The 24,539-nt window shown below is 54.7% G+C and carries 25 protein-coding genes and 1 other RNA gene; 17 read left to right on the top strand and 9 right to left on the bottom strand.

From position 1 onward, the window contains the following. Window positions 1–16 precede the first annotated feature (16 nt). The 3 genes from ACQ0PY_RS19535 to zapA form a co-directional block, all read right to left on the bottom strand. Window positions 17–613 (bottom strand): 5-formyltetrahydrofolate cyclo-ligase, encoded by a 597-nt coding sequence (locus tag ACQ0PY_RS19535; protein ID WP_044253985.1) that lies wholly within the window; start codon window positions 611–613, stop codon window positions 17–19. Window positions 614–633: 20 nt separating this feature from the next. Next, window positions 634–817: non-coding RNA, 6S RNA (gene ssrS / locus ACQ0PY_RS19530), on the bottom strand. A gap of 42 nt (window positions 818–859) precedes the next feature. Further along, the gene (gene zapA / locus ACQ0PY_RS19525) at window positions 860–1,189 is read right to left on the bottom strand and encodes a cell division protein ZapA (protein WP_042999351.1); all 330 of its coding nucleotides are present in this window, start codon (window positions 1,187–1,189) and stop codon (window positions 860–862) included. 166 nt (window positions 1,190–1,355) lie between these two features. Between zapA and ygfB the strand changes: the two genes are divergently transcribed. The 4 genes from ygfB (at window position 1,356) to ubiI (ending at window position 5,745) form a co-directional block, all read left to right on the top strand. Then, the gene (ygfB, locus tag ACQ0PY_RS19520) at window positions 1,356–1,934 is read left to right on the top strand and encodes a UPF0149 family protein YgfB (protein WP_086512802.1); all 579 of its coding nucleotides are present in this window, start codon (window positions 1,356–1,358) and stop codon (window positions 1,932–1,934) included. A gap of 28 nt (window positions 1,935–1,962) precedes the next feature. After that, a complete protein-coding gene (gene pepP / locus ACQ0PY_RS19515; RefSeq protein WP_042999353.1) occupies window positions 1,963–3,279 on the top strand; it encodes a Xaa-Pro aminopeptidase in 1,317 nt (438 codons plus the stop codon). Continuing rightward, complete coding sequence (gene ubiH / locus ACQ0PY_RS19510; RefSeq protein ID WP_044264429.1) at window positions 3,276–4,454, top strand: 2-octaprenyl-6-methoxyphenyl hydroxylase; 1,179 nt, start codon at window positions 3,276–3,278, stop codon at window positions 4,452–4,454. The genes pepP and ubiH overlap by 4 nt, the downstream gene beginning before the upstream one ends. Before the next feature lie 88 nt (window positions 4,455–4,542). Continuing rightward, window positions 4,543–5,745, top strand: coding sequence for an FAD-dependent 2-octaprenylphenol hydroxylase (ubiI, locus tag ACQ0PY_RS19505; RefSeq protein ID WP_109739482.1), 1,203 nt, complete (start codon window positions 4,543–4,545; stop codon window positions 5,743–5,745). Between the two features lie 73 nt (window positions 5,746–5,818). Here ubiI and ACQ0PY_RS19500 read toward each other — a convergent pair whose 3' ends face one another. Next, complete coding sequence (locus ACQ0PY_RS19500; protein ID WP_418224869.1) at window positions 5,819–5,902, bottom strand: hypothetical protein; 84 nt, start codon at window positions 5,900–5,902, stop codon at window positions 5,819–5,821. A gap of 293 nt (window positions 5,903–6,195) precedes the next feature. On the opposite strand from ACQ0PY_RS19500, the gene gcvT reads away from it, so the two are divergent. The 4 genes from gcvT to ACQ0PY_RS19480 all read left to right on the top strand — a co-directional run bounded on the left by gcvT (window position 6,196) and on the right by ACQ0PY_RS19480 (window position 11,531). Then, the gene (gene gcvT / locus ACQ0PY_RS19495) at window positions 6,196–7,290 is read left to right on the top strand and encodes a glycine cleavage system aminomethyltransferase GcvT (RefSeq protein WP_044264424.1); all 1,095 of its coding nucleotides are present in this window, start codon (window positions 6,196–6,198) and stop codon (window positions 7,288–7,290) included. A 25-nt stretch (window positions 7,291–7,315) separates the two neighbouring features. Beyond that, complete coding sequence (gene gcvH, locus ACQ0PY_RS19490; protein ID WP_042999357.1) at window positions 7,316–7,705, top strand: glycine cleavage system protein GcvH; 390 nt, start codon at window positions 7,316–7,318, stop codon at window positions 7,703–7,705. Between the two features lie 131 nt (window positions 7,706–7,836). Then, window positions 7,837–10,710, top strand: coding sequence for an aminomethyl-transferring glycine dehydrogenase (gcvP, locus tag ACQ0PY_RS19485; RefSeq protein WP_061069607.1), 2,874 nt, complete (start codon window positions 7,837–7,839; stop codon window positions 10,708–10,710). A gap of 77 nt (window positions 10,711–10,787) precedes the next feature. Continuing rightward, on the top strand, window positions 10,788–11,531 hold the full coding sequence (locus ACQ0PY_RS19480) for an SDR family oxidoreductase (protein WP_042999359.1): 744 nt from the start codon (window positions 10,788–10,790) through the stop codon (window positions 11,529–11,531). 104 nt (window positions 11,532–11,635) lie between these two features. Here ACQ0PY_RS19480 and bglA read toward each other — a convergent pair whose 3' ends face one another. Both bglA and ACQ0PY_RS19470 read right to left on the bottom strand, forming a co-directional pair. Further along, window positions 11,636–13,069, bottom strand: coding sequence for a 6-phospho-beta-glucosidase BglA (bglA, locus tag ACQ0PY_RS19475; protein ID WP_109739480.1), 1,434 nt, complete (start codon window positions 13,067–13,069; stop codon window positions 11,636–11,638). Between the two features lie 118 nt (window positions 13,070–13,187). Beyond that, a complete protein-coding gene (locus tag ACQ0PY_RS19470; protein ID WP_109739479.1) occupies window positions 13,188–13,916 on the bottom strand; it encodes a MurR/RpiR family transcriptional regulator in 729 nt (242 codons plus the stop codon). A 52-nt stretch (window positions 13,917–13,968) separates the two neighbouring features. Between ACQ0PY_RS19470 and yqfB the strand changes: the two genes are divergently transcribed. After that, entirely contained in the window at window positions 13,969–14,280 is a 312-nt protein-coding gene (yqfB, locus tag ACQ0PY_RS19465; RefSeq protein ID WP_042999362.1) for a N(4)-acetylcytidine aminohydrolase, read from the top strand. 162 nt (window positions 14,281–14,442) lie between these two features. After that, window positions 14,443–15,102, top strand: a complete 660-nt coding sequence (gene trhA, locus ACQ0PY_RS19460; protein ID WP_044264418.1) for a PAQR family membrane homeostasis protein TrhA — start codon at window positions 14,443–14,445, stop codon at window positions 15,100–15,102. A gap of 80 nt (window positions 15,103–15,182) precedes the next feature. Here the strand turns inward: trhA and ygfZ are convergent, their stop codons facing one another. Continuing rightward, complete coding sequence (ygfZ, locus tag ACQ0PY_RS19455; RefSeq protein WP_109739477.1) at window positions 15,183–16,163, bottom strand: tRNA-modifying protein YgfZ; 981 nt, start codon at window positions 16,161–16,163, stop codon at window positions 15,183–15,185. A 256-nt stretch (window positions 16,164–16,419) separates the two neighbouring features. Between ygfZ and sdhE the strand changes: the two genes are divergently transcribed. Continuing rightward, window positions 16,420–16,686 carry an FAD assembly factor SdhE gene (sdhE, locus tag ACQ0PY_RS19450; protein ID WP_042322123.1) on the top strand — a complete coding sequence of 89 codons (267 nt, stop codon included), beginning with the start codon at window positions 16,420–16,422 and terminating at the stop codon, window positions 16,684–16,686. Continuing rightward, window positions 16,667–17,074, top strand: coding sequence for a protein YgfX (locus ACQ0PY_RS19445; RefSeq protein ID WP_044254016.1), 408 nt, complete (start codon window positions 16,667–16,669; stop codon window positions 17,072–17,074). Before sdhE ends, ACQ0PY_RS19445 begins: the two co-directional genes overlap by 20 nt. A gap of 100 nt (window positions 17,075–17,174) precedes the next feature. On the opposite strand, the gene fldB is transcribed toward ACQ0PY_RS19445, so the two are convergent. Beyond that, complete coding sequence (gene fldB / locus ACQ0PY_RS19440; RefSeq protein WP_042999366.1) at window positions 17,175–17,696, bottom strand: flavodoxin FldB; 522 nt, start codon at window positions 17,694–17,696, stop codon at window positions 17,175–17,177. A 100-nt stretch (window positions 17,697–17,796) separates the two neighbouring features. Here fldB and xerD point away from each other — a divergent pair, with 100 nt between their 5' ends. From xerD to lysS, 5 genes are all read left to right on the top strand, one after another. Then, complete coding sequence (xerD, locus tag ACQ0PY_RS19435; protein WP_042999367.1) at window positions 17,797–18,693, top strand: site-specific tyrosine recombinase XerD; 897 nt, start codon at window positions 17,797–17,799, stop codon at window positions 18,691–18,693. 23 nt (window positions 18,694–18,716) lie between these two features. Beyond that, entirely contained in the window at window positions 18,717–19,430 is a 714-nt protein-coding gene (dsbC, locus tag ACQ0PY_RS19430; RefSeq protein ID WP_042999368.1) for a bifunctional protein-disulfide isomerase/oxidoreductase DsbC, read from the top strand. 5 nt (window positions 19,431–19,435) lie between these two features. Continuing rightward, the gene (gene recJ / locus ACQ0PY_RS19425; protein ID WP_042999369.1) at window positions 19,436–21,169 is read left to right on the top strand and encodes a single-stranded-DNA-specific exonuclease RecJ; all 1,734 of its coding nucleotides are present in this window, start codon (window positions 19,436–19,438) and stop codon (window positions 21,167–21,169) included. A 105-nt stretch (window positions 21,170–21,274) separates the two neighbouring features. Continuing rightward, a protein-coding gene (prfB, locus tag ACQ0PY_RS19420; RefSeq protein WP_099433741.1) for a peptide chain release factor 2 occupies window positions 21,275–22,373 on the top strand; the annotation gives its coding sequence in 2 pieces (ribosomal slippage) (window positions 21,275–21,349 and window positions 21,351–22,373; 1,098 coding nt in all). 9 nt (window positions 22,374–22,382) lie between these two features. Next, a complete protein-coding gene (lysS, locus tag ACQ0PY_RS19415; protein WP_042999370.1) occupies window positions 22,383–23,900 on the top strand; it encodes a lysine--tRNA ligase in 1,518 nt (505 codons plus the stop codon). Between the two features lie 52 nt (window positions 23,901–23,952). Here lysS and idi read toward each other — a convergent pair whose 3' ends face one another. After that, window positions 23,953–24,501 (bottom strand): isopentenyl-diphosphate Delta-isomerase, encoded by a 549-nt coding sequence (idi, locus tag ACQ0PY_RS19410; protein WP_042999371.1) that lies wholly within the window; start codon window positions 24,499–24,501, stop codon window positions 23,953–23,955. Window positions 24,502–24,539: the final 38 nt, after the last annotated feature.

Below are 24,539 nucleotides of genomic sequence, written 5' to 3'. Positions count from 1 at the left end.
ATCAGCAAAGAAGCGCTTACCATTCCCACACTTTTGACGGCGTTACGACGGCCGGTAAGGGGACATCCCACTCTTCTGCCGGCAATTTCTCCACACGCTGACAGTCGTGGGCATACCCTACGGGCGTCAGACCATGCTGTTGCCAGTTTTGCAAGGTGCGATCGTAGAATCCGCCACCCATCCCTAAACGCTGACCGTACTCATCAAACGCCACCAGTGGCGTGACCAGCACGTCCAGTTGCGAAAGCGGCAGAACATCACGAACGTCGAGTTTAGGTTCCTGAATCTTCAGCCGATTAGTGATCAGTTCACTGTGCGGGTGATAGTGCAGAAACAGCAAATTACCGGGGCTGAATGGGTGCAGGACCGGGAGATAGACGCGTTTTCCCGCGTGCCAGAGTTGTTCGATTAGGGGCTGAGTATCGAGTTCGCCATCAAATGACAAAAACACGGCGACCGTGTGCGCCATCACTACGGGAGGGTATGCAAGCATGCGTGTTGCGGCCTGCTGACCGAAGGTGATTTGCTGCGAAAGTGTGAGCGCACGACGACGTTGCCTAATCATCTGGCGAATGGTTTGTCGTGATAAAGGGAGTTCAGAAAGTAATGTCATGGCTGTCGCCAGGTAGAAGGAGAATCTCCGAGATGCCGCCGCAGGCTGTAACCCTTGAACCCTTGGTTCAAGGTGAATGCGTCGTCACAGTTTTAAGGCTTCTCGGACGGACCGAGCATGCTCACCAACCATGGATCGCCACATTCTTGTGGTATGAAATATCGGCTCAGGGGACTGGCCCGCTTGCAAACATCTCAGAGAAATTTTTGTCTTCACGGTCACTCTACCATAGTAAACCGAAAAGTGTTATTCAAAGTTTTGGTTCGTTTTTTCGGTTATGCGACCCTGATCAAGCAGTGCCTGTTCAATGGTCTGTTGGAGCATCCGAATACGTTGTTCCATGCTCGCCGCGTAGTCGCGGGTCTTCGCTTTTTCCTGAGCCAGTTCGTAGCTAATATTCAGTGCAGCAATGAATACCAGTTGCTCAGTATTTGTGACTCTAGTGCGAACTTTCAGATCTTGCAACCGCTGATTCAGATCGTCCGCAGCCTGATTCAACGCATCCCTTTGTTCAGGCGGGCAATTCACTCGCAGTGAACGGCCAAATATTTGGATATCGACGGGTTGTGCAGACATGCCACCTTCCTGCTGATTGACTGTGCTGCCTTCGTCTCCAGACCCTGGGTCCGCGAAGGGGCGACACTATAGCTACCCTGGTGTGAAGATACAAGCCCTATTCTGGTTCACCAGGGTCCAAAGTGGTAGCATACCATGAATATCCTCCCTTTGATGACGAATGCTTATGTCTATACAGAACGAAATGCCTGGTTACAGTGAAATGAACCAGTATTTGAACCAACAAGGGGCCGGACTGACCCCTGCGGAAATGCACGGTTTGATCAGCGGGATGATTTGCGGTGGTAATAACGACAGCTCCTGGCAGCCGCTGCTTCACGACCTGACGAACGAAGGGCTGGCCTTCGGTCATGAACTGGCTCAGGCGCTGCGTAAAATGCACTCCGCGACCAGCGACGCGCTGGAAGATGATGGTTTCCTTTTTCAGCTTTATCTGCCTGAAGGCGATGACGTGAGCGTTTTCGATCGTGCAGACGCACTGGCAGGATGGGTTAATCACTTCCTGCTTGGCCTCGGCGTTACGCAGCCGAAGCTCGATAAAGTGACCGGAGAAACGGGCGAAGCCATCGACGATTTGCGCAATATCGCGCAGCTCGGCTATGACGAAGATGAAGATCAAGAAGAGCTGGAGATGTCGCTCGAAGAGATCATCGAGTATGTGCGTGTCGCGGCGCTGCTGTGCCACGATACCTTCACTCGTCAGCCGCCGACCGCACCGGAAGTGCGTAAACCGACCCTACACTAAAAAGTAAAACGATAATGGAGGCCACGTCATGACACCGCAGGAATACCAACGTCGTCGCCAGGCACTGCTTGCGCAAATGCAGCCAGGCAGCGCCGCGCTGATTTTTGCCGCGCCGGAAGTAACGCGCAGCGCGGACAGTGAATACCCGTATCGCCAGAGCAGCGATTTCTGGTATTTCACCGGTTTTAACGAACCGGAGGCCGTTCTGGTACTGATTAAAAGCGACGATACCCATAACCACAGCGTGTTGTTCAACCGCGTTCGCGATCTGACTGCAGAAATCTGGTTTGGTCGACGTCTGGGGCAAGATGCCGCGCCGGAAAAACTGGCGGTGGATCGCGCGCTGGCCTTCAGCGAAATTAATCAACAGCTTTTTCAACTACTTAACGGTCTTGACGTGGTGTATCACGCGCAGGGCGAATATGCGTATGCGGATGAGATTGTCTTCACCGCGCTGGAAAAATTGCGCAAAGGCTCACGCCAGAACCTGAAAGCGCCGTCGACCCTGATCGACTGGCGGCCGATGGTGCATGAAATGCGCCTGTTTAAGTCGCCTGAAGAGATTGCGGTGATGCGTCGCGCCGGAGAAATTACGGCACTCGCGCATACCCGGGCGATGGAGAAATGCCGTCCGGGGATGTTTGAGTATCACCTGGAAGGCGAAATTCACCACGAATTTACTCGCCACGGCGCACGCTATCCGTCCTACAACACCATTGTGGGCAGCGGTGAAAATGGCTGTATTCTGCATTACACCGAAAATGAAAGTGAACTGCGCGACGGCGATTTGGTGCTGATTGATGCAGGTTGTGAATACCAGGGCTATGCCGGGGATATCACCCGAACGTTCCCGGTGAATGGCAAATTTACCCCGGCGCAACGTGAAATCTACGACATCGTCCTGGAATCACTGGAAACCAGCCTGCGTCTGTACCGTCCGGGCACCTCGATTCAGGAAGTCACCGGCGAAGTCGTGCGCATTATGATTACCGGGCTGGTGAAGCTGGGTATTTTGCAGGGCGAAGTGGATCAACTGATCGCCGATAACGCGCATCGTCCGTTCTTTATGCACGGTCTGAGCCACTGGCTGGGGCTGGATGTCCATGATGTCGGCGAATATGAGCAGGATCGTTCCCGCATCCTGAAGCCAGGAATGGTGATTACCGTTGAACCAGGGCTGTATATTGCGCCTGATGCCGATGTCCCTGAAGCATATCGGGGGATCGGGATCCGTATTGAGGATGACATTCTGATCACCGAAAACGGCAACGAAAATCTGACCGCTGGCGTCGTCAAAAAGGCGGATGAGATTGAAGCGTTAATGGCGGCGGCGAAAAAGGCATGAGCGTGATCATTGTTGGCGGTGGCATGGTGGGCGCGACGCTGGCGCTGGCGATTTCCCGGTTGAGTCAGGGGACGCTGCCGGTTCATCTGATTGAAGCGACTGCCCCCGAAGCGGACAGTCATCCCGGGTTTGATGCCCGGGCGATTGCGCTCGCGGCGGGGACCTGCCAACAACTGGCACGCATTGGCGTCTGGCAGGCAATTGCCGACTGCGCCACCGCGATCAATACCGTCCACGTCAGCGATCGGGGTCATGCCGGTTTTGTGACGCTCCACGCTGAGGACTATCGCATTCCGGCGCTGGGTCAGGTGGTTGAGCTGCATGACGTGGGGTTACGCCTGTTTGCTCTGCTGCGAAAAGCGCCTGGCGTCACGTTGCACTGCCCGGATCGGGTTGCCAGCGTGTCGCGTACCGAAGACCAGGTGAATGTCACGCTGGAGACGGGCGAAACGATCGTCGGACGCGTTCTGGTGGCAGCGGATGGTACCCGTTCAGCGCTGGCCACCGCCTGCGGCGTTGACTGGCAACAGGAACCCTATGAGCAGTTGGCGGTGATCGCTAACGTCTCAACCGCCGTTGCACATAATGGCCGCGCGTTTGAACGGTTTACGGCGCATGGACCATTGGCGATGCTGCCGATGTCTGAAGGGCGCAGTTCGCTGGTGTGGTGCCATCCGCTGGAACACCGTGAGGAGATTCTGAGCTGGTCAGATGAACGTTTCTGTCGCGAACTCCAGACGGCATTTGGCTGGCGGTTGGGGAAAATCACGCACGCAGGCAAACGGAGCGCGTATCCGCTGTCGCTCACCACGGCGGCGAAGGCATTCACGCACCGTACCGTGCTGGTGGGTAACGCCGCGCAGACGCTGCATCCGATTGCAGGGCAGGGGTTCAACCTCGGACTGCGCGATGTCATGAGCCTCGCCGAAACGCTGACTGAAGCGCAGGCAACGGGCAGGGACGTCGGTGATTACGCCGTGCTCTCGCACTATCAACAGCGTCGTCAGGGGGATCGCCAGGCTACGGTCGGCGTGACGGACAGTCTGGTCCATCTGTTTGCCAACCGCTGGGCGCCGCTGGTTGTTGGGCGCAACATGGGACTGATGACCATGGAATTATGCCCTCCCGCCCGCAATGCGTTTGCGCAGCGGACGTTAGGCTGGGTGGCGCGGTAAACATCTCCAGACCGGATAAGCGAAGCGCCATCCGGTATTTATACGAACATGACGCCCGATGGCGGTTTCCGATTTCCAGGAGTAAACAGTGCAAAGTGTTGATGTAGCAATCGTGGGTGGAGGCATGGTTGGCCTGGCTGTCGCGTGCGGGTTACAGGGCAGCGGTTTACGTGTCGCTGTGCTCGAACAGCGCGAACCGCAGCCGTTGGCGATGGATGCCGATCCTGCGCTTCGCGTGTCGGCGATCAATGCCGCCAGTGAAAAACTGCTTACCCGTCTGGGCGTCTGGTCAGACATTGTGGCTCGTCGCGCCAGTTGTTATCACGGGATGGAAGTGTGGGATAAGGACAGCTTTGGCCGCATTGAATTTGATGACCAAAGCATGGGCTACAGCCATCTGGGCCATATCGTAGAGAACGCGGTGATCCATTACGCGCTGTGGCAAAAAGCGCAGCAATCCTCCGATATCACGCTGATGGCGCCTGCCGAATTGCAGCAGGTGGCGTGGGGGGAAAACGAAGCCTTCCTGACGCTGAAAGATGGCGCAATGCTCACCGCGCGTCTGGTGATTGGTGCCGACGGGGCGAATTCGTGGCTACGCAATAAGGCAGACATTCCGCTGACCTTCTGGGATTACCGCCATCATGCGCTGGTCGCGTCTATTCGCACCGAAGAAGCGCACGGTGCTGTTGCCCGTCAGGCGTTTCACGGTGAAGGCATTCTGGCGTTTTTGCCGCTCAGCGATCCGCATTTGTGCTCCATCGTCTGGTCGCTTGTGCCGGAAGCGGCTGAACGGATGCAGCAGCTTAGCGATGAGCAATTTAATCAGGCGCTGAACATCGCCTTTGATAATCGTCTGGGGCTGTGTCAGGTGGAAAGCGACCGCCAGGTGTTTCCGCTGACAGGACGCTATGCGCGCCAGTTTGCCGCGCATCGTCTGGCGCTGGTGGGCGACGCTGCGCATACTATCCATCCGCTGGCCGGACAGGGCGTAAACCTCGGTTTTATGGATGCAGCAGAACTGGTGGATGAACTCAAACGTCTGCATCGTCAGGGTAAAGATATCGGTCAGTACCTTTATTTGCGTCGTTATGAGCGTAGCCGTAAGCACAGCGCCGCGATGATGCTCGCGGGCATGCAGGGATTCCGCGAGCTGTTTGCGGGGACGAATCCGGCGAAAAAACTGCTGCGTGATATAGGGCTGAAACTGGCTGATACGCTCCCTGGCGTTAAACCGCAACTTCTCCGTCAGGCAATGGGATTAAACGATCTGCCTGAGTGGCTTCGCTAAGCATTCCCTCTTTTTAAAGAATTTGAAACCCGTCACATTTCCTTCTCCCGGCGTCTTCGCCGGGAGGCTTCCCTCATTTGAAATAAACTAATTTCACTCTTCTTTTCGCATTATATTTTCTAATGTCATGATTTTCTCGCAACGCCAGTTTTGACATTTTTTTAGCGTTTAATATTGATATGTGCGGCTGTTATGGATGAGTGCTTATCATTTATCTGTATTAATGGCCTTTTCAATGGTTTTTTATGCTGATGGTGTTTTGGCGGTTTTTGGTCATAAGCTAATGTGATGGTTAATTTTGTTTTATGGTTTAGCGTGGATTTCGGTGGTAAGTTCAGGGGCAAAGAGAACGTTTGCGTCGGAGTCCAGGAGTGACGTCGATGCCGGGTTTCGTGGCGACAATTTTCGCTGCGAAAGGGTGGTCAGCCCCGCTTATTCAATGAGGACAAGATGGCTCAACAGACGCCTTTGTACGAACAACACACGCTATGCGGCGCGCGCATGGTCGATTTCCACGGCTGGATGATGCCGCTACATTATGGTTCTCAGCTCGATGAACACCATGCGGTTCGCACCGATGCCGGAATGTTTGATGTGTCGCACATGACCATCGTCGATCTACGCGGCAGTCGCACTCGGGAGTTCTTGCGTTATCTGCTGGCGAACGATGTGGCAAAGCTCACGAAAACCGGCAAGGCGCTTTATTCCGGTATGCTTAACGCCTCGGGCGGCGTGATAGATGACCTGATTGTCTATTACTTTACCGAAGACTTCTTCCGCCTCGTTGTTAACTCCGCCACTCGCGAAAAAGACCTCTCCTGGATTACCCAACACGCTGAACCTTATGCCATCGACATTACCGTGCGTGATGACCTGTCGCTGATCGCGGTGCAGGGGCCTAACGCGCAGGCGAAGGCGGCATCCCTGTTTACTGACGAGCAGCGCAAAGCCGTTGAAGGCATGAAACCGTTCTTCGGCGTGCAGGCCGGCGACCTGTTTATCGCCACGACCGGTTATACCGGTGAAGTGGGCTATGAGATTGCGATGCCGAATGAAAAGGCGGCGGATTTCTGGCGTGCGCTGGTGGAAGCGGGGGTGAAACCGTGTGGTCTGGGCGCGCGCGATACGCTGCGTCTGGAAGCGGGTATGAACCTGTATGGTCAGGAGATGGATGAGGGGATCACTCCACTGGCGGCCAACATGGGCTGGACTGTTGCCTGGGAACCCGCCGATCGCGACTTTATCGGTCGTGAAGCACTGGAAGCGCAGCGTGAAAAAGGCCACGAACAGTTGGTTGGCCTGGTCATGACCGAAAAAGGTGTGCTGCGTAACGAACTGCCGGTACGTTTCACCGATGCCCAGGGCAATCAGCAGGAAGGCGTTATCACGAGCGGAACCTTCTCACCGACGCTGGGCTACAGCATCGCACTGGCGCGCGTCCCTGAGGGAATTGGCGAAACGGCCATTGTGCAGATTCGCAACCGCGAAATGCCGGTAAAAGTCACTAAACCTGTTTTTGTGCGTAACGGCAAAGCCGTCGCGTGATTCATCCTTTTCTGGAGATTGATTGATGAGCAACGTACCAGCAGAACTGAAATACAGTAAAGAACACGAATGGCTGCGCAAAGAAGCTGACGGCTCTTACACCGTTGGCATTACCGAACACGCTCAGGAACTGTTGGGCGACATGGTTTTTGTTGACCTGCCGGAAGTCGGCACGACCGTGAGCGCGGGTGATGACTGCGCGGTTGCCGAATCGGTCAAAGCCGCTTCTGATATCTATGCGCCGATCGGCGGTGAGATCGTGGCCGTTAACGATGCCCTGAGCGACTCCCCGGAACTGGTGAACAGCGAGCCGTACGCCGATGGCTGGATTTTCAAAATCAAAGCCAGTGATGAGAGCGAACTGGACTCGCTGCTGGATGCCACTGCGTACGAAGCATTGTTAGAAGACGAGTAAATCTGCCTTTGCCGGATGGCGCTGCGCTTATCCGGCCTGGAAGGCATGCGTAGGCCCGGTAAGCGTTAGCGCAACCGGGCTCGCAGACAGAGACAATCACGATTCACTGCACGTTTCAGGAACCATCGCCCATGACACAGACGTTAAGCCAGCTTGAAAACAGCGGCGCTTTCATTGAACGCCACATCGGACCGGACGCCACGCAACAGCAAGAGATGCTGAATGCCGTTGGTGCCGGGTCGTTAAACGCGCTGATCGGCCAGATTGTGCCGAAAGACATTCAGCTCGCAACCCCGCCGCAGGTGGGCGAGGCGGCGACCGAATACGCCGCGCTGGCAGAATTAAAGGCCATCGCCGGGCGTAACAAGCGCTTCACGTCATACATCGGCATGGGTTATACCGCCGTGCAACTGCCACCGGTTATCCTGCGTAACATGCTGGAAAACCCGGGCTGGTACACCGCCTATACGCCTTATCAGCCGGAAGTGTCTCAGGGCCGCCTGGAAGCACTGCTGAACTTCCAACAGGTGACACTGGATCTGACCGGTCTGGACATGGCTTCCGCTTCGCTGCTCGATGAAGCCACTGCGGCTGCAGAAGCGATGGCAATGGCGAAGCGCGTCAGCAAACTGAAAAACGCGAACCGTTTCTTTGTTGCCGCAGATGTGCATCCACAAACGCTGGATGTTGTTCGTACGCGTGCGGAAACTTTTGGTTTTGACGTGATTGTGGATGATGCGGCGAAAGTACTGGATCACCAGGATGTGTTCGGCGTGCTGTTACAGCAGGTGGGTACCACCGGTGAAGTCCACGACTACAGCACGCTGATTAGCGAACTGAAATCACGCAAAGTGATCGTCAGCGTTGCTGCCGATTTTATGGCGCTGGTGCTGTTGACCGCGCCGGGCAAACAGGGCGCGGACATTGTTTTCGGCTCTGCGCAACGCTTTGGCGTACCGATGGGCTATGGCGGTCCACACGCGGCATTTTTTGCAGCAAAAGATGAATTCAAACGCTCCATGCCGGGTCGTATTATCGGCGTATCGAAAGATGCGGCGGGCAATACCGCGCTGCGTATGGCGATGCAGACGCGTGAGCAGCATATTCGCCGCGAGAAAGCGAACTCCAACATTTGTACCTCACAGGTACTGCTGGCAAATATCGCCAGCCTGTATGCCGTGTATCATGGCCCGGTTGGCCTGAAACGCATTGCGAATCGTATCCACCGTCTGACCGATATCCTGGCCGTGGGCATGCAACAAAAAGGGCTGAAACTGCGTCATGCCCACTATTTTGACACACTGTGCGTGGAAGTAGCGGACAAAGCCGCAGTGCTGGCGCGTGCGCAAGCGGCAGAAATCAACCTGCGCAGTGATATCCATAACGCAGTCGGCATTACGCTTGACGAAACCACCACCCGTGAAAATGTCTTGCAGTTGTTTACGGTTCTGCTGGGTGACGGCCACGGTCTGAACATCGACACCCTGGACAAAGAGGTGGCGCACGACAGTCGTTCAATTCAGGAAAGTATGCTGCGTGATGACGCCATCCTGAGCCACCCGGTATTCAATCGCTATCACAGTGAAACTGAGATGATGCGCTACATGCACTCGCTGGAGCGCAAAGATCTGGCGCTGAATCAGGCGATGATCCCGCTGGGTTCCTGCACCATGAAGCTGAATGCGGCAGCGGAAATGATCCCGATTACCTGGCCGGAATTTGCCGAACTGCATCCGTTCTGCCCGCCAGAACAGGCGGAAGGCTACCATCAGATGATTGGTCAGCTTTCTGACTGGCTGGTCAAACTGACCGGTTACGACGCCGTCTGTATGCAGCCGAACTCTGGAGCACAAGGGGAATACGCCGGTCTGCTGGCGATCCGCCATTATCACGAAAGCCGCAATGAAGGGCATCGCGATATCTGCCTGATTCCGGCCTCTGCGCACGGGACTAACCCGGCTTCCGCACAGATGGCGGGGATGCAGGTAGTGGTCGTGGCCTGTGATAAGAACGGGAATATCGATCTTGGCGATCTGCGTGAAAAAGCCGCTCAGGCGGGCGAAAATCTCTCTTGCATCATGGTGACCTATCCGTCTACCCACGGCGTTTACGAAGAGACGATCCGCGAAGTGTGCGAGATCGTGCATCAATTCGGTGGTCAGGTTTATCTCGACGGCGCAAATATGAATGCTCAGGTGGGTATCACCTCGCCGGGATTTATCGGCGCTGACGTTTCGCACCTGAACCTGCACAAAACCTTCTGCATTCCGCACGGCGGCGGTGGCCCAGGCATGGGACCGATTGGCGTGAAATCGCACCTTGCGCCGTTTGTACCAGGCCACAGTGTGGTGCAGATTGAAGGGATGCTGACCCGTCAGGGCGCGGTGTCTGCCGCACCGTTCGGCAGCGCATCAATTCTGCCAATCAGTTGGATGTACATCCGCATGATGGGCGCCGAAGGACTGAAGCAGGCAAGTCAGGTGGCAATTCTGAATGCCAACTACATTGCCAGCCGTCTGAAAGACGCATTCCCGGTTCTGTATACCGGCCGCGATGGTCGCGTGGCGCACGAGTGTATTCTCGACATCCGTCCGCTGAAAGAAGCGACCGGTATCAGTGAACTGGATATTGCCAAACGCCTGATCGACTACGGCTTCCATGCGCCGACCATGTCGTTCCCGGTCGCGGGTACGCTGATGGTTGAGCCAACGGAATCAGAAAGCAAAGTGGAACTGGATCGCTTTATCAACGCGATGCTGGCGATTCGTGCGGAAATCGATCGCGTGCAGAGCGGCGAATGGACGCTGGAAGATAACCCACTGGTTAACGCGCCGCATACCCAAAACGAGCTGGTAGCAGAGTGGAATCACGGTTACAGCCGTGAAGTGGCGGTCTTCCCGGCGGGTGTAGCGAACAAGTACTGGCCAACCGTGAAGCGTCTTGATGACGTTTATGGCGACCGTAACCTGTTCTGCTCCTGCGTGCCGATGAGCGAATACCAGTAATTGTCCACGGTAGTAAATCATTTGTAGGCCGGGTAAGGCGAAGCCGCCACCCGGCTTTTTCATATCGGGAGAACGCTATGGGAATCGCACTGGTTACCGGCGGCAGTCGTGGCATTGGGCGCGCGACCGCGTTGCAGCTGGCAGATGAGGGTTACACGGTTGCCGTTAATTTTCATCATAATATTCGGGCTGCCACCGAGGTGGTGAATAAGATAGTCGCCGCTGGCGGGAACGCGTTTACCCTGCGCGCAGATATCAGTGACGAAGCGCAGGTCGTGGCGATGTTCGAATCGATCGACCGTGAAAATGAGCCGCTGGTGGCGCTGGTCAATAATGCCGGAATTTTGTTTGAACAAAGTACAATCGAAAACCTCTCTGCCGAGCGGATTAACCGCGTGTTAGCGACCAACGTGACGGGGTATTTCCTCTGCTGTCGCGAAGCGGTCAAGCGGATGTCGCACAAACACGGCGGTCACGGCGGGGCGATTGTGAACGTGTCGTCAGCGGCGTCGCGGCTGGGCGCGCCGGGGGAATATGTTGACTATGCGGCGTCGAAAGGGGCTGTCGATTCTCTGACGACGGGACTGGCGCTGGAGGTGGCGGCACAGGGTATACGGGTCAACGGTGTACGTCCGGGGTTAATTTACACCGAAATCCACGCCTCCGGTGGCGAGCCTGGACGGGTGGATCGCGTGAAGTCGATGTTACCTATGCAGCGCGGCGGACAGCCGGAAGAGGTGGCGCAGGCCATAGCCTGGCTGCTGAGCGAGAAAGCGTCGTATGTCACGGGCAGTTTTCTGGAACTGGCGGGCGGGAAGTAATGTAATGTTTGCCGGATAACGCTGCGCGATATCCGGCTTATATTCCCTTTCCCGAAAGAGCATGTAGGCCGGATAAGGCGTTTACACCGTCATCCGGCAAAAGCTCACAGCACCTCGCCGTTGCTGGCGATCACGGCTTTGTACCAGTCGAAACTCTTCTTGCGTGAACGGGACATGTCACCCGTGCCGTCGTCGTGCTTGTTCACATAGATAAAGCCATAACGTTTGCTGTACTGGCCGGTGGTGAAAGAGACGCAGTCGATACAGCCCCATGGCGTGTAACCCATCAGATCCACACCGTCATACGTGACCGCCTTCATCATCTCTTCGATATGGGTGCGCAGATAGTCAATGCGGTAGTCGTCGTTAATGCTGCCATCGTCTTCGACTTTATCGTAAGCGCCAAAGCCGTTTTCAACGATGAACAACGGTTTCTGGTAACGTTCATACAGTTCGCACAGCGAGTAGCGTAGACCCACCGGGTCAATCTGCCAGCCCCAGTCGGAGGCTTTGACGTGCGGATTCGGTACGCTGCCTTCGAACCCCGAAATGGCATCGCCACTGCCGCCTTCGGCCTTCACTGCGTTGGTCATGTAGTAACTGAAGCCGAGGTAATCGCAGGTACCTTCACGCAGAATCGTGGTATCGCCGTCTTCCATTTTAATGTTAAAGCCGCGACGCTCCCACTCGTTGAGGACATAGGACGGGTAGTAACCGCGCAACTGAACGTCAGTGAAAACATAACGCTCGCGCATGGATTCTTGGGCGAACATGACGTCTTCTGGCTTGCAGGAGAACGGATACAGCGCGACCATCGCCAGCATACAGCCCACCTTCATCTCCGGATTGATGCGACGCGCCGCCTTCACGGCTAACGCGCTGGCAACAAACTGGTGGTGCAGCACCTGGTACATGGTCTCTTCCGGGTTTTCGTGCTCGGTATAAACAACGCCAGAGCAGCAATAGCCAAACAGCGGCGCACGCCAGTTGCGCTGGTTGTTGATTTCGTTGAAGGTCATCCAGTATTTGACCTTATGCTTATAGCGTTCAAACACCACTTCGGCAAAACGAACAAAGAAATCAACGACCTTGCGGTGAGTCCAGCCGCCGTACTGCTGAACCAGGTGCAACGGCATTTCAAAGTGAGAAAGGGTAATGACCGGTTCGATATTGTACTTGAGCAATTCATCAAACATGTCGTCGTAGAATTTCAGCCCTTCTTCATTTGGCTGTGTTTCGTCACCTTGTGGGAAGATTCGGGTCCAGGCGATGGACGTGCGGAAGCATTTAAAGCCCATTTCGGCAAACAGCTTGATGTCTTCTTTATAGTGGCCATAAAAATCGACCGCTTCGTGGTTTGGGTAATATTTATCCGGCACCACCTGCTGAGTGATTTCACGGGGTACGCCATGCGCGCCGCCGGTCAGAACGTCACAAATGCTCGGTCCTTTACCGCCTTTGTTCCAGCCGCCTTCAACCTGATGTGCAGCAACCGCGCCGCCCCAGAGAAAATCTTTTGGTAAGGTGTGTTTTTTCATCGTTGCGTCATCTCAAATTAATACAAACTGATTTGAGTCTAACAAAGGGAAGGTAAATGTCACGATATAACAAAATAGCGAAACGGTAATTTGTTACCGCTAAAAAACAATCTGTTTTTTATGCTATTTTTTTCGCCAACTTTCGGCCAAGGGATTCGAGAATATAAATAACGGGAATTTGCGTGGTGATATCGTACACGCCAGCAATGCGGGTTTGCGGCACATGCCAGGAGAGATTAAAGTCCGCCAGTTTGGCGAGGCGCGAGTGTTCATGGCTGGTAATCGAAAGCACTTTGCAGTTATGCAGGCTGAACTGGCTGGCAAAGCGCAGGATCTCTTCGGTTTCGCCAGAGACCGATAACACAATCGCCAGCGCATTACGTGCCATATCGTTCGTCACCGGGAAATAAGGATCATCAATGTGGTTGCTGAATTTCCCGACGTTTGAGAAAAAACGCGCGCCATATTTCGCCAGGGCACCTGAGGTACCGGCACCGACAAATATAATGCGCTCGGACGATAAAATAATCTCTACAGCCTGATCGAGTAATTGATCAAATTCATCGTTATTTACGCCTTTAAAGAAACTGATAATTTCGCTGGCGCCAAAATTAGCCTGTTGCGGTTCGTTCTGCTCTAAATATAATTTAAAGCGTACGCGAAATTCAGAGTAGCCTTCACAATTAAACTTGCGACAGAAACGCAACACGGTGGTGGTCGATACTCCCGCCGCTTCAGCCAGCTCCCGAATGGTCATGTACATGACTTTGTCACGGTTCTTGATGACATAGTTGTAGACCAACATCTCAATGTTGTTGAGACTGGCGATGGCAGCGTGGGAGAACATACTCACTATGGCAATACTCACTCATCAGATTTTACCTAAAGGGAATAATAACATGCAGCCAAATGACATCACTTTTTTTCAACGTTTCCAGGACGACATTCTGGCAGGGCGTAAAACGATCACTATTCGTGATGAGTCAGAATCTCACTTCAGGACCGGTGACATTCTGCGGGTAGGGCGTTTCGAGGACGATGGCTATTTTTGCACAATTGAGGTGCTGGGAACGTCAACCGTCACGCTCGACACGTTGACGGAAAAACATGCACAACAGGAAAACATGACGCTGGAGGAACTGAAGCGGGTGATTGGCGAGATTTACCCGAATCAGTCACAGTTTTATGTGATTGATTTTAAATGCCTTTGAATTAAATGAACAACTGTTAGTTGAAAAGTTCGTTTCAACATTTTGATTTATAACGATTAGTTTTAAAATGATATTTATTTTAGCTAACAGGTGTTCACTGGAACCATTCTCAGTTACGCTAGAGGCGCAATCACGAACAAGTTCGTTTCTCCGGAGTAAGTTATGGTCCAGAAGCCATTAATCGCGCAAGGATATTCACTGGCAGAGGAAATCGCCAACAGCATCAGTCATGGCATTGGGCTGGTGTTTGGTATCGTCGGTCTGGTGTTGTTGCTGGTGCAGGCGGTGGATATGAATGCCAGTGCGACAGCGATTACCAGTTACAGCCTGTACGGCGGCAGCATGATTTTGCTGTTTCTGGCGTCGACCCTGTATCACGCGATACCACATCAGCGGGCGAAGATCTGGCTGAAAAAATTCGACCACTGTGCGATTTACCTGCTCATTGCCGGGACCTATACGCCGTTTCTGCTGGTTGGGCTAAATTCACCGCTGGCGCGTGGGCTAATGATCGTTATCTGGAGTCTGGCGCTGCTCGGCATTTTATTCAAACTGACGATAGCCCACCGGTTTAAAGTGCTGTCGCTGGTGACCTATCTGACGATGGGGTGGCTGTCACTGATTGTGGTGTATCAACTGGCGATCAAACTGGCGGCGGGCGGCGTAACGCTACTGGCCGTAGGCGGCGTGGTCTATTCGCTGGGAGTGATTTTCTACGTCAGTAAGCGTATTCCCTACAACCATGCTATCTGGCACGGGTTTGTGCTGGGCGGCAGCGTATGCCACTTTCTGGCCATCTATTTGTACGTAGGACAGGCGTGATGTGATGCTTTACCGTCTTATCCGGACTACGACTTTTCCCCGTAGACCGGATAAGCGAAGCGCCATCAGGTGCTGATGAATTACTCTTCCAGTGAATAGGGCAGCGGTTCGATGTGCAACGTGTTGGCATCGTCGCGCACGCGGAATACGCTGTCGGCCTCCATATCGTTGTTCATCACCACCTGTACCCGTAGCTGACCGTCATCCAGTTGCACTGCCGCGAGGACGGTGCCAGTACGACGCCAGTTCTCACCCATTTTCATTTCAAGATCGTCACCCGCTTCCGGTACACGACTGGCCTTACCCGCCAGAGACCATAACGCGCGTTTGTTCGCCCCGCGGAATTTCGCTCGCGCCACCATCTCCTGACCGGTATAGCAGCCTTTCTTAAAGCTGATACCGCCCAGTACCTGGAGATTAGTCGCCTGCGGGATAAACTGCGCGCTGTTTGCTGAATCAATCACCGGCAGACCGGCCTCAATATCCAGCGCCAGCCATTGCTGACTGTTATTCAGTTCGGCTTCACCACGCAGTTTTTCGGTTACGGTTTCCGCGGTTGCCACATCGGTAACCAACAGGAAGCGTTCTACCGGATGTTCAAACCACAGCAGGGTCGTCGCTCCTTCATGCGTGACAGGCTTTTCGCTGTCGGGCAGTTCGCTGAACAGATTCACCAGTGCGGCACGCGCCTGGAAACCCGCCACACCCAGCAGTATGCGTTCGTCGTCTGGGGCAATCGTCACTTTCGAGAACACAGCGTATTTTTTCAGTTCGCCCACCTGCGCATCACGCAGACTACGGCGTTCAATCCAGGCAAAACCGTCGCCGTCGCGGAACAGCCGCAGGTTGCTCCACATTTTTCCTTTAGCGTCGCAGTGGGCGGCCAGGATGTGTTGGTGTTCAGTCAGTTGACTCACGTCAGCTGTCACCTGACCCTGGATATACTTCTCGCTGTCAGCCCCGGTAATCGTGGCCAGCGCCCAGTCATCTAACGTCATCAGCGTCAAGGGCAAACGCGCTGAAGCTGAGGGTTGACGAGGTGGAAATGGAGTAAATGCCATAAAAATGTCCTGATTTGCTTAACGCAGTGATAATGACTAATGGTAAAAGAGCTATGGCCCAATGCAAGCGCTTTGATAGTCCCATTTGTGCCTTATCTTACAGATTGCGAGGCGGCATCCAGAAAACATGAACCCATTGACTTATTGGGGATTTAATTAGCGATCGCGCTTGTGGTTACGGATATTCCCGCAAAACAGGATGAAAAACACGTTACAATAGCCGGGTAGTTCATTTGAGTGAGACAGGAAGAAGAACATGGATATTAACAATAAAGCACGTATTCACTGGGCATGCCGACGCGGTATGCGTGAACTCGATATTTCCATCATGCCGTTTTTCGAACATGAATACGACACGTTGAGTGATGATGAAAAACGTATTTTTATCCGCCTGTTGGAGTGTGATGACCCGGATTTATTCAACTGGTTGATGAATCACGGTAAACCGGCAGATGCTGAACTGGAGCAGATGGTACGACTCATCCAGACACGGAATCGGGATCGTGGTCCTGTGGCAATCTGATCTCCGCGTCTCATGGCGCGCACAGTGGCTATCACTCCTTCTGCATGGGCTGGTGGCCGCGGCGATTCTATTAATGCCATGGCCGCTGAGCTACACGCCGCTGTGGTTGATACTGCTTTCGCTGGTGGTGTTTGACTGTGTCCGCAGCCAGCGGCGAATTAACGCCCGTCAGGGAGAGGTCAAACTTCTGATGGATGGACGGCTCCGCTGGCAGGGGCAGGACTGGCTTATCGTCAGTGCACCGTGGATGATCAAAACCGGCATGATGCTGCGCTTGCGCTCAGAAACCGGTAAACGCCAGCATTTGTGGCTCGCGGCTGACAGTATGGATAAGGCGGAATGGCGGGATTTACGCCGCCTGATGATGCAACCGTCGACGCAAGGGTAGCGCCGACGAATGCCTGATGGCGGGCAGCTTTAAGGTCTACTATGCGGTGTGTCATGTAGGCCGGATAAGGCGTTCACGCCATCATCCGGCAAAACGGTTATCAGGAATAGTGCTCGGCCATTTCACCGAGAATCTGCTCGCACCACGCCTGAATACGCTCATCGCTGAGATCGTATTGATTGGTTTCATCCAGTGCGAGACCGACGAACAACTGCCCATCGGCAATAACCGGTTTAGGGCTGGTGAACTCATAGCCTTCGGTAGGCCAGTAACCGACGAATTTGACGCCTTTGGTTGACAGTTTGTCATGCAACATGCCCAACGCGTCAAGGAACCACTCGCCGTAGCCTAACTGGTCGCCCATACCGTAAAGCGCGACAATTTTGCCTTCGAGGTTGAGTTCGTCCAGTTGATCCCAGACGGCTTCCCAGTCCTCCTGAATTTCACCGAAATCCCAGGTGGGAATGCCTAAGATCAGCACATCGTACTGCTCCATCAGGGCCGGGGCATCATCTTTCAGATTATGCAGCGTCACCAGTTCCGGGCCGATGATGTCACGAATTTTCTCCGCAGCCATCTCGGTGTAGCAGGTGCTGGAACCGTAAAAAAGACCAATATTCATCGCGTAAACGTCTCAATACTTGCTATGACTTTGCGCGTAGTGTACCAGAAACCCGTATCATTGAGTCATAATGGCAGACTGCAGAATCAAAGGAGCAGATGTGGAACAGGATCTTGCGCGCATCGAACAATTCCTTGATGCGCTCTGGCTGGAGAAAAATCTGGCGGAAAATACGCTGAGCGCCTATCGCCGCGATCTGACCATGCTGGTGGAGTGGCTCGCGCACCGTCAGGTGTCGCTGGAAACCGCGCAAAGTGACGATCTGCAGGCCTTGCTGGCCGAGCGGATGGACGGTGGGTATAAAGCTACCAGTACCGCACGACTGCTGAGCGCGGTGCGGCGGCTATTCCAGCATCTTTACCGCGAGAAAATTCGCACCGACGATCCAAGCGCGACGCTGGCATCGCCCAAGCTCCCGCAGCGTCTGCCGAAGGATCTCAGTGAAGCGCAAGTAGAACGGTTATTACAAGCTCCCGTGGTTGACCAACCGCTGGAGTTACGCGATAAAGCCATGCTTGAGATTTTATATGCCACCGGACTGCGCGTGTCTGAACTGGTCGGACTGACGATGAGCGATGTCAGCTTGCGTCAGGGCGTAGTGCGGGTGATTGGTAAAGGCAATAAAGAGCGTCTCGTGCCATTGGGCGAAGAGGCGGTGTACTGGCTGGAGACGTATCTGGAACATGGGCGTCCGTGGCTGCTGAACGGCGTGTCGATTGACGTGCTGTTTCCCAGCCAGCGCGCGCAGCAGATGACGCGCCAGACCTTCTGGCACCGCATTAAGCACTATGCCGTCTTAGCGGGAATCGACAGTGAAAAGCTGTCGCCGCACGTTTTACGCCACGCATTTGCCACGCATTTGCTCAATCATGGCGCCGATTTACGCGTGGTGCAGATGTTGCTGGGTCACAGCGATCTCTCCACCACGCAGATTTATACTCATGTTGCGACAGCGCGCCTGCGTCAACTTCATCAACAGCATCACCCAAGAGCGTGAATGCTGAGCGAACAGGAAAGGTTATGAAAAAAGGTTTAATGCTGTTTACCCTGCTGACCACTGCGTTTTCCGGCCTGGCACACGCCGACGACGCCGCGATCCGTCAGTCTCTGACGAAACTGGGCGTGCAGAGCACGGATATTCAACCCGCCCCGGTTGCCGGGATGAAAACGGTGCTGACCAACAGCGGCGTGCTGTATGTGACAGAAGACGGTAAACACATCATTCAGGGGCCAATGTACGATGTCAGCGGCGCGACGCCAGTCAACGTGACCAACCAGCTGCTGATGAAGCATCTGAACGCGCTGGAAAACGAAATGATCGTCTATAAGGCGCCGCAGGAAAAACACGTCATTACCGTCTTTACCGATATCACCTGCGGCTACTGCCACAAGCTGCATGAAGAGATGAAGGATTACAATGCGCTGGGCATTACCGTGCGCTATCTCGCCTTCCCGCGTCAGGGACTGGATAGTCAGGCCGAGCAGGATATGAAGTCAATCTGGTGCGCGCAAGACAAAGCCAAAGCGTTTGACGACGCGATGGCAGGCAAAGGCGTGAAAGCGGCGACCTGTGAGGTGAACATCGCGGATCACTATGCGCTGGGCGTGCAGTTTGGCGTAAGCGGTACACCGGCGATTGTGCTGAGCAACGGCTATGTCGTGCCAGGCTATCAGGGACCGAAAGAGATGAAAGCGTTTCTTGACGAGCACCAAAAACAGACCAGTGGTAAGTAATTCGCGTGAAACAACAGATACAACTTCGTCGGCGGGAAGTCGATGAGTCGGTAGAACTGCCTGCCGACCTTTCGCCGCTGCTACGTCGCCTGTATGCCAGCCGTGGCGTACGCAGTGCTCAGGATCTTGAGCGCAGCGTCAAAGGCATGCTGCCATGGCAGCAACTGAGTGGCGTCGAAAAAGCGGTCGAAATTCTCTATAACGCCTTTCGCGAGGGGACGCGCATCATTGTTGTCGGCGATTTCGATGCGGATGGGGCGACCAGTACCGCCCTGAGCGTGCTGGGTATGCGCGCTCTGGGCTGCGATAACATCAGCTACCTCGTGCCAAACCGCTTTGAGGATGGTTACGGCTTAAGTCCGGAAGTGGTCGATCAGGCCCATGCGCGTGGCGCGCAGCTGATCGTCACCGTCGATAACGGTATCTCTTCCCATGCCGGTGTGGATCACGCCAGGGCGCTGGGGATCCCGGTCGTGGTCACCGATCACCACCTGCCGGGCGAGACGCTGCCCGCCGCCGAAGCCATCATCAACCCGAATCTGCCCGATTGTGATTTCCCCTCGAAATCGCTGGCCGGTGTGGGCGTGGCGTTTTACCTGATGCTCGCCCTGCGCACCTTCTTGCGCGACAAAGGCTGGTTTGACGAACGCGGCATTGCGCCGCCAAACCTGGCGGATCTGCTCGATCTGGTCGCGCTGGGCACCGTGGCGGACGTGGTGCCGCTGGATGCCAACAACCGAATCCTCACCTGGCAGGGCTTAAGCCGCATTCGTGCCGGGAAATGCCGTCCGGGGATCAAAGCGTTGCTGGAAGTGTCCAACCGTGATGCGCAAAAACTCGCCGCCAGCGATTTAGGGTTTGCGCTTGGTCCGCGTCTGAATGCGGCGGGTCGGCTGGATGATATGTCCGTCGGCGTGGCGCTGCTGTTGTGCGATAACATTGGCGAAGCGCGGGTACTGGCCAACGAACTGGATGCGTTAAACCAGACCCGTAAAGAGATTGAACAGGGAATGCAGGCGGAAGCGCTGACCCTGTGCGAGAAGCTGGAACGCAGTCGCGAAACGCTGCCCGGAGGTCTGGCGATGTATCATCCTGAGTGGCATCAGGGGGTGGTCGGGATCCTCGCCTCGCGCATTAAAGAGCGTTTTCACCGCCCGGTGATCGCTTTCGCACCGGCAGGCGACGGCACGCTAAAAGGCTCCGGACGTTCCATTCAGGGACTGCACATGCGTGATGCGCTGGAGCGGCTGGATACGTTGCATCCGGGGTTGATGATTAAATTCGGCGGCCATGCGATGGCGGCGGGACTGTCGCTGGAAGAGGCAAAATTCGACCTGTTCCAGCAGCGTTTTGGCGAGCTGGTCACGGAATGGCTGGATCCCTCGCTGTTACAGGGGGAAGTGGTCTCTGACGGCCCGCTCAGCGCCGCGGAGATGACGATGGAGGTTGCGCAACTGCTGCGTGATGCCGGTCCGTGGGGGCAAATGTTCCCGGAACCGCTGTTTGACGGGCGTTTTCGCCTGCTTCAGCAGCGTCTGGTTGGCGAGCGACATTTGAAAGTGATGGTCGAACCCGTTGGCGGAGGACCGCTGTTAGACGGCATCGCCTTTAACGTCGACACTGCCTGCTGGCCGGATAACGGCGTGCGCGAAGTCGAGCTGGCCTACAAACTGGATATTAACGAATTTCGCGGCAACCGCAGTTTGCAGATCATCATCGATAATATCTGGCCCGTGTAATCTGACCAATTTCCCGTCACTATTCTCTATAAATAAGCGCGTGGATTGGGTACAATCCCGCTCTTATCACCGCATTTTGACAAGTCCAATAAAAGAAATCAGACCATGTTTGAAATTAATCCGGTAAAAAACCGCATTCAGGACCTCACGGAGCGCTCTGACGTTCTTAGGGGGTATCTTTGACTATGATGCCAAGAAAGAGCGTCTGGAAGAAGTAAACGCCGAGCTGGAACAGCCTGACGTCTGGAACGAACCCGAACGCGCACAGGCGCTGGGTAAGGAACGTTCCTCGCTTGAAGCGATTGTCGACACCCTCGACCAAATGTCTCAGGGTCTGGAAGATGTTTCCGGCCTGCTGGATCTGGCTGTAGAAGCCGACGACGAAGAAACCTTTAACGAAGCCGTTGCTGAACTCGATACGCTTGACGAAAAACTAGCGCAACTGGAGTTCCGCCGTATGTTCTCCGGCGAATATGACAGCGCCGATTGCTACCTCGATATCCAGGCCGGTTCCGGCGGTACTGAAGCGCAGGACTGGGCAAGCATGCTGGAGCGTATGTATTTGCGCTGGGCAGAAGCACGCGGCTTCAAGACCGAAATTATTGAAGAGTCAGAAGGGGAAGTGGCCGGGATCAAGTCCGTGACCATTAAGATTTCTGGCGAATATGCCTACGGCTGGCTGCGTACGGAAACCGGCGTTCACCGTCTGGTGCGTAAGAGCCCGTTCGACTCCGGTGGTCGTCGCCATACCTCGTTTAGCTCCGCGTTCGTTTACCCGGAAGTGGATGACGATATTGATATCGAAATCAACCCGGCGGACCTGCGAATTGACGTGTATCGCGCATCCGGCGCGGGCGGTCAGCACGTTAACCGTACGGAATCCGCGGTGCGTATTACCCACATCCCGACCGGGATTGTGACGCAGTGTCAGAACGATCGCTCCCAGCACAAGAACAAAGACCAGGCCATGAAGCAGATGAAAGCGAAGCTTTATGAACTGGAAATGCAGAAGAAAAACGCTGAAAAGCAGGCGATGGAAGACACTAAATCCGACATCGGCTGGGGAAGCCAGATCCGTTCTTACGTCCTTGATGACTCCCGCATTAAAGACTTGCGTACCGGGGTTGAAACCCGCAACACGCAGGCGGTGCTGGATGGCAGCCTGGATCAATTTATCGAAGCAAGTTTGAAAGCAGGGTTATGAGGAACCAACATGTCTGAACAACACGCACAGGGCGCTGACGCGGTAGCCGATCTTAATAACGAACTGAAAACGCGTCGTGAGAAACTGGCTGGCCTGCGTGAGCAGGGTATCGCCTTCCCGAACGATTTCCGTCGCGATCACACCTCAGACCAACTGCATACTGACTTCGATGCGAAAGAGAACGAAGAGCTGGAAGCGCTGAACATCGAGGTGTCCGTTGCAGGCCGCATGATGACCCGTCGTATCATGGGGAAAGCGTCCTTTGTGACGTTGCAGGACGTGGGTGGCCGCATTCAGCTGTACGTTGCCCGTGACGATCTGCCGGAAGGTGTTTACAACGAGCAGTTCAAAAAATGGGATCTCGGCGACATCCTCGGCGCCAAAGGAAAGCTGTTCAAAACCAAAACCGGCGAACTGTCTATCCACTGCACCGAATTGCGTCTGTTGACCAAAGCGCTGCGTCCGCTGCCGGATAAATTCCACGGTTTGCAGGATCAGGAAGCGCGTTATCGTCAGCGCTATCTGGATCTCATCTCTAACGATGAATCCCGCAACACCTTTAAAGTGCGTTCTCAGATCCTGGCAGGCATCCGCCAGTTCATGGTCGGTCGCGGCTTTATGGAAGTTGAGACCCCGATGATGCAGGTGATCCCAGGCGGCGCGTCTGCGCGTCCGTTTATCACCCATCACAATGCGCTGGATCTGGACATGTACCTGCGTATTGCGCCGGAACTGTACCTGAAGCGTCTGGTGGTTGGCGGCTTCGAGCGCGTATTCGAAATCAACCGTAACTTCCGTAACGAAGGGATCTCCGTGCGTCATAACCCAGAGTTCACCATGATGGAACTCTACATGGCCTATGCGGATTATAAAGATCTGATCGAACTGACCGAGTCTCTGTTCCGTACGCTGGCGCAGGACGTGTTGGGTAAAACGGAAGTGCCTTACGGCGATGAAGTGTTCGACTTCGGCAAACCGTTCGAAAAACTGACTATGCGCGAGGCTATCAAGAAATACCGTCCGGAAACGGAAATGGCTGAACTGGATAACTTCGACTCCGCCAAAGCGATTGCTGAATCCATTGGTATCAAGGTCGAGAAGAGCTGGGGTCTGGGCCGTATCGTGACGGAAATTTTCGAAGAAGTGGCCGAAGCGCATCTGATTCAGCCGACGTTCATTACCGAATACCCGGCAGAAGTGTCTCCGCTGGCGCGTCGTAATGACGAGAACCCGGAAATCACCGATCGCTTTGAGTTCTTCATCGGCGGTCGTGAGATCGGTAACGGCTTTAGCGAGCTGAACGATGCGGAAGATCAGGCGCAGCGCTTCCAGGATCAGGTTGACGCGAAAGCGGCGGGCGACGACGAAGCGATGTTCTTCGACGAAGACTATGTCACCGCGCTGGAGCACGGTCTGCCGCCGACCGCGGGTCTGGGTATTGGTATCGACCGTATGGTGATGCTGTTCACCAACAGCCACACCATCCGTGATGTGATCCTGTTCCCGGCGATGCGTCCGGTCAAATAAGCTTCACGGCGACGGCTAATAAAAAAATCCCCGGCTGACATGCCGGGGTTTTTTATTGCTGACGGCTAAAGTTAAGGAGTGACGCTCGCGCCGTATCGTTTGACGCCTGCATCACCATCCACGGACTGAAAGCCCACGGCGTCGCGTCAATTCCGCGTAAAACCGCCTCCAGATCGCTCCACTGATAATCCATCACCTCATCGCGATTGACCTGCAGTTCACTGGTCACCCGTGCTGCATAGACCGGGCAGACCTCATTCTCGACGATCCCACTGGGATCGGTCGCGCGATAGCGAAATGTCAGGTAGACGGGAGTCAGACTGGCAATCTCTACGCCCAGCTCATAACGACAGCGGCGGATAACAGCCTCTTCGTGACTTTCACCTTGTTGAGGGTGGCCGCAGACCGAGTTAGTCCAGACGCCTGGCCACGCTTTTTTTTCCAGCGAACGGCGAGTCACCAACAGCTGTCCCTCTGTATTGAACAGCCAGGAGGAGAAGGCGAGATGCAATGGTGTGTTAACGGTGTGGGCGGTATATTTTTCCAGCGTGCCGGAAGGGGTGTCCTGTGCATCCAGTAAAATGACGTGTTCCTGTCGCATAATGTCTCACTGTCAATCTCAAGCGCACACCAGTATAT

This window comes from Citrobacter sp. LST-B2 (assembly GCF_057983045.1).
This window is presented reverse-complemented; position numbering and strand designations above follow the sequence as displayed.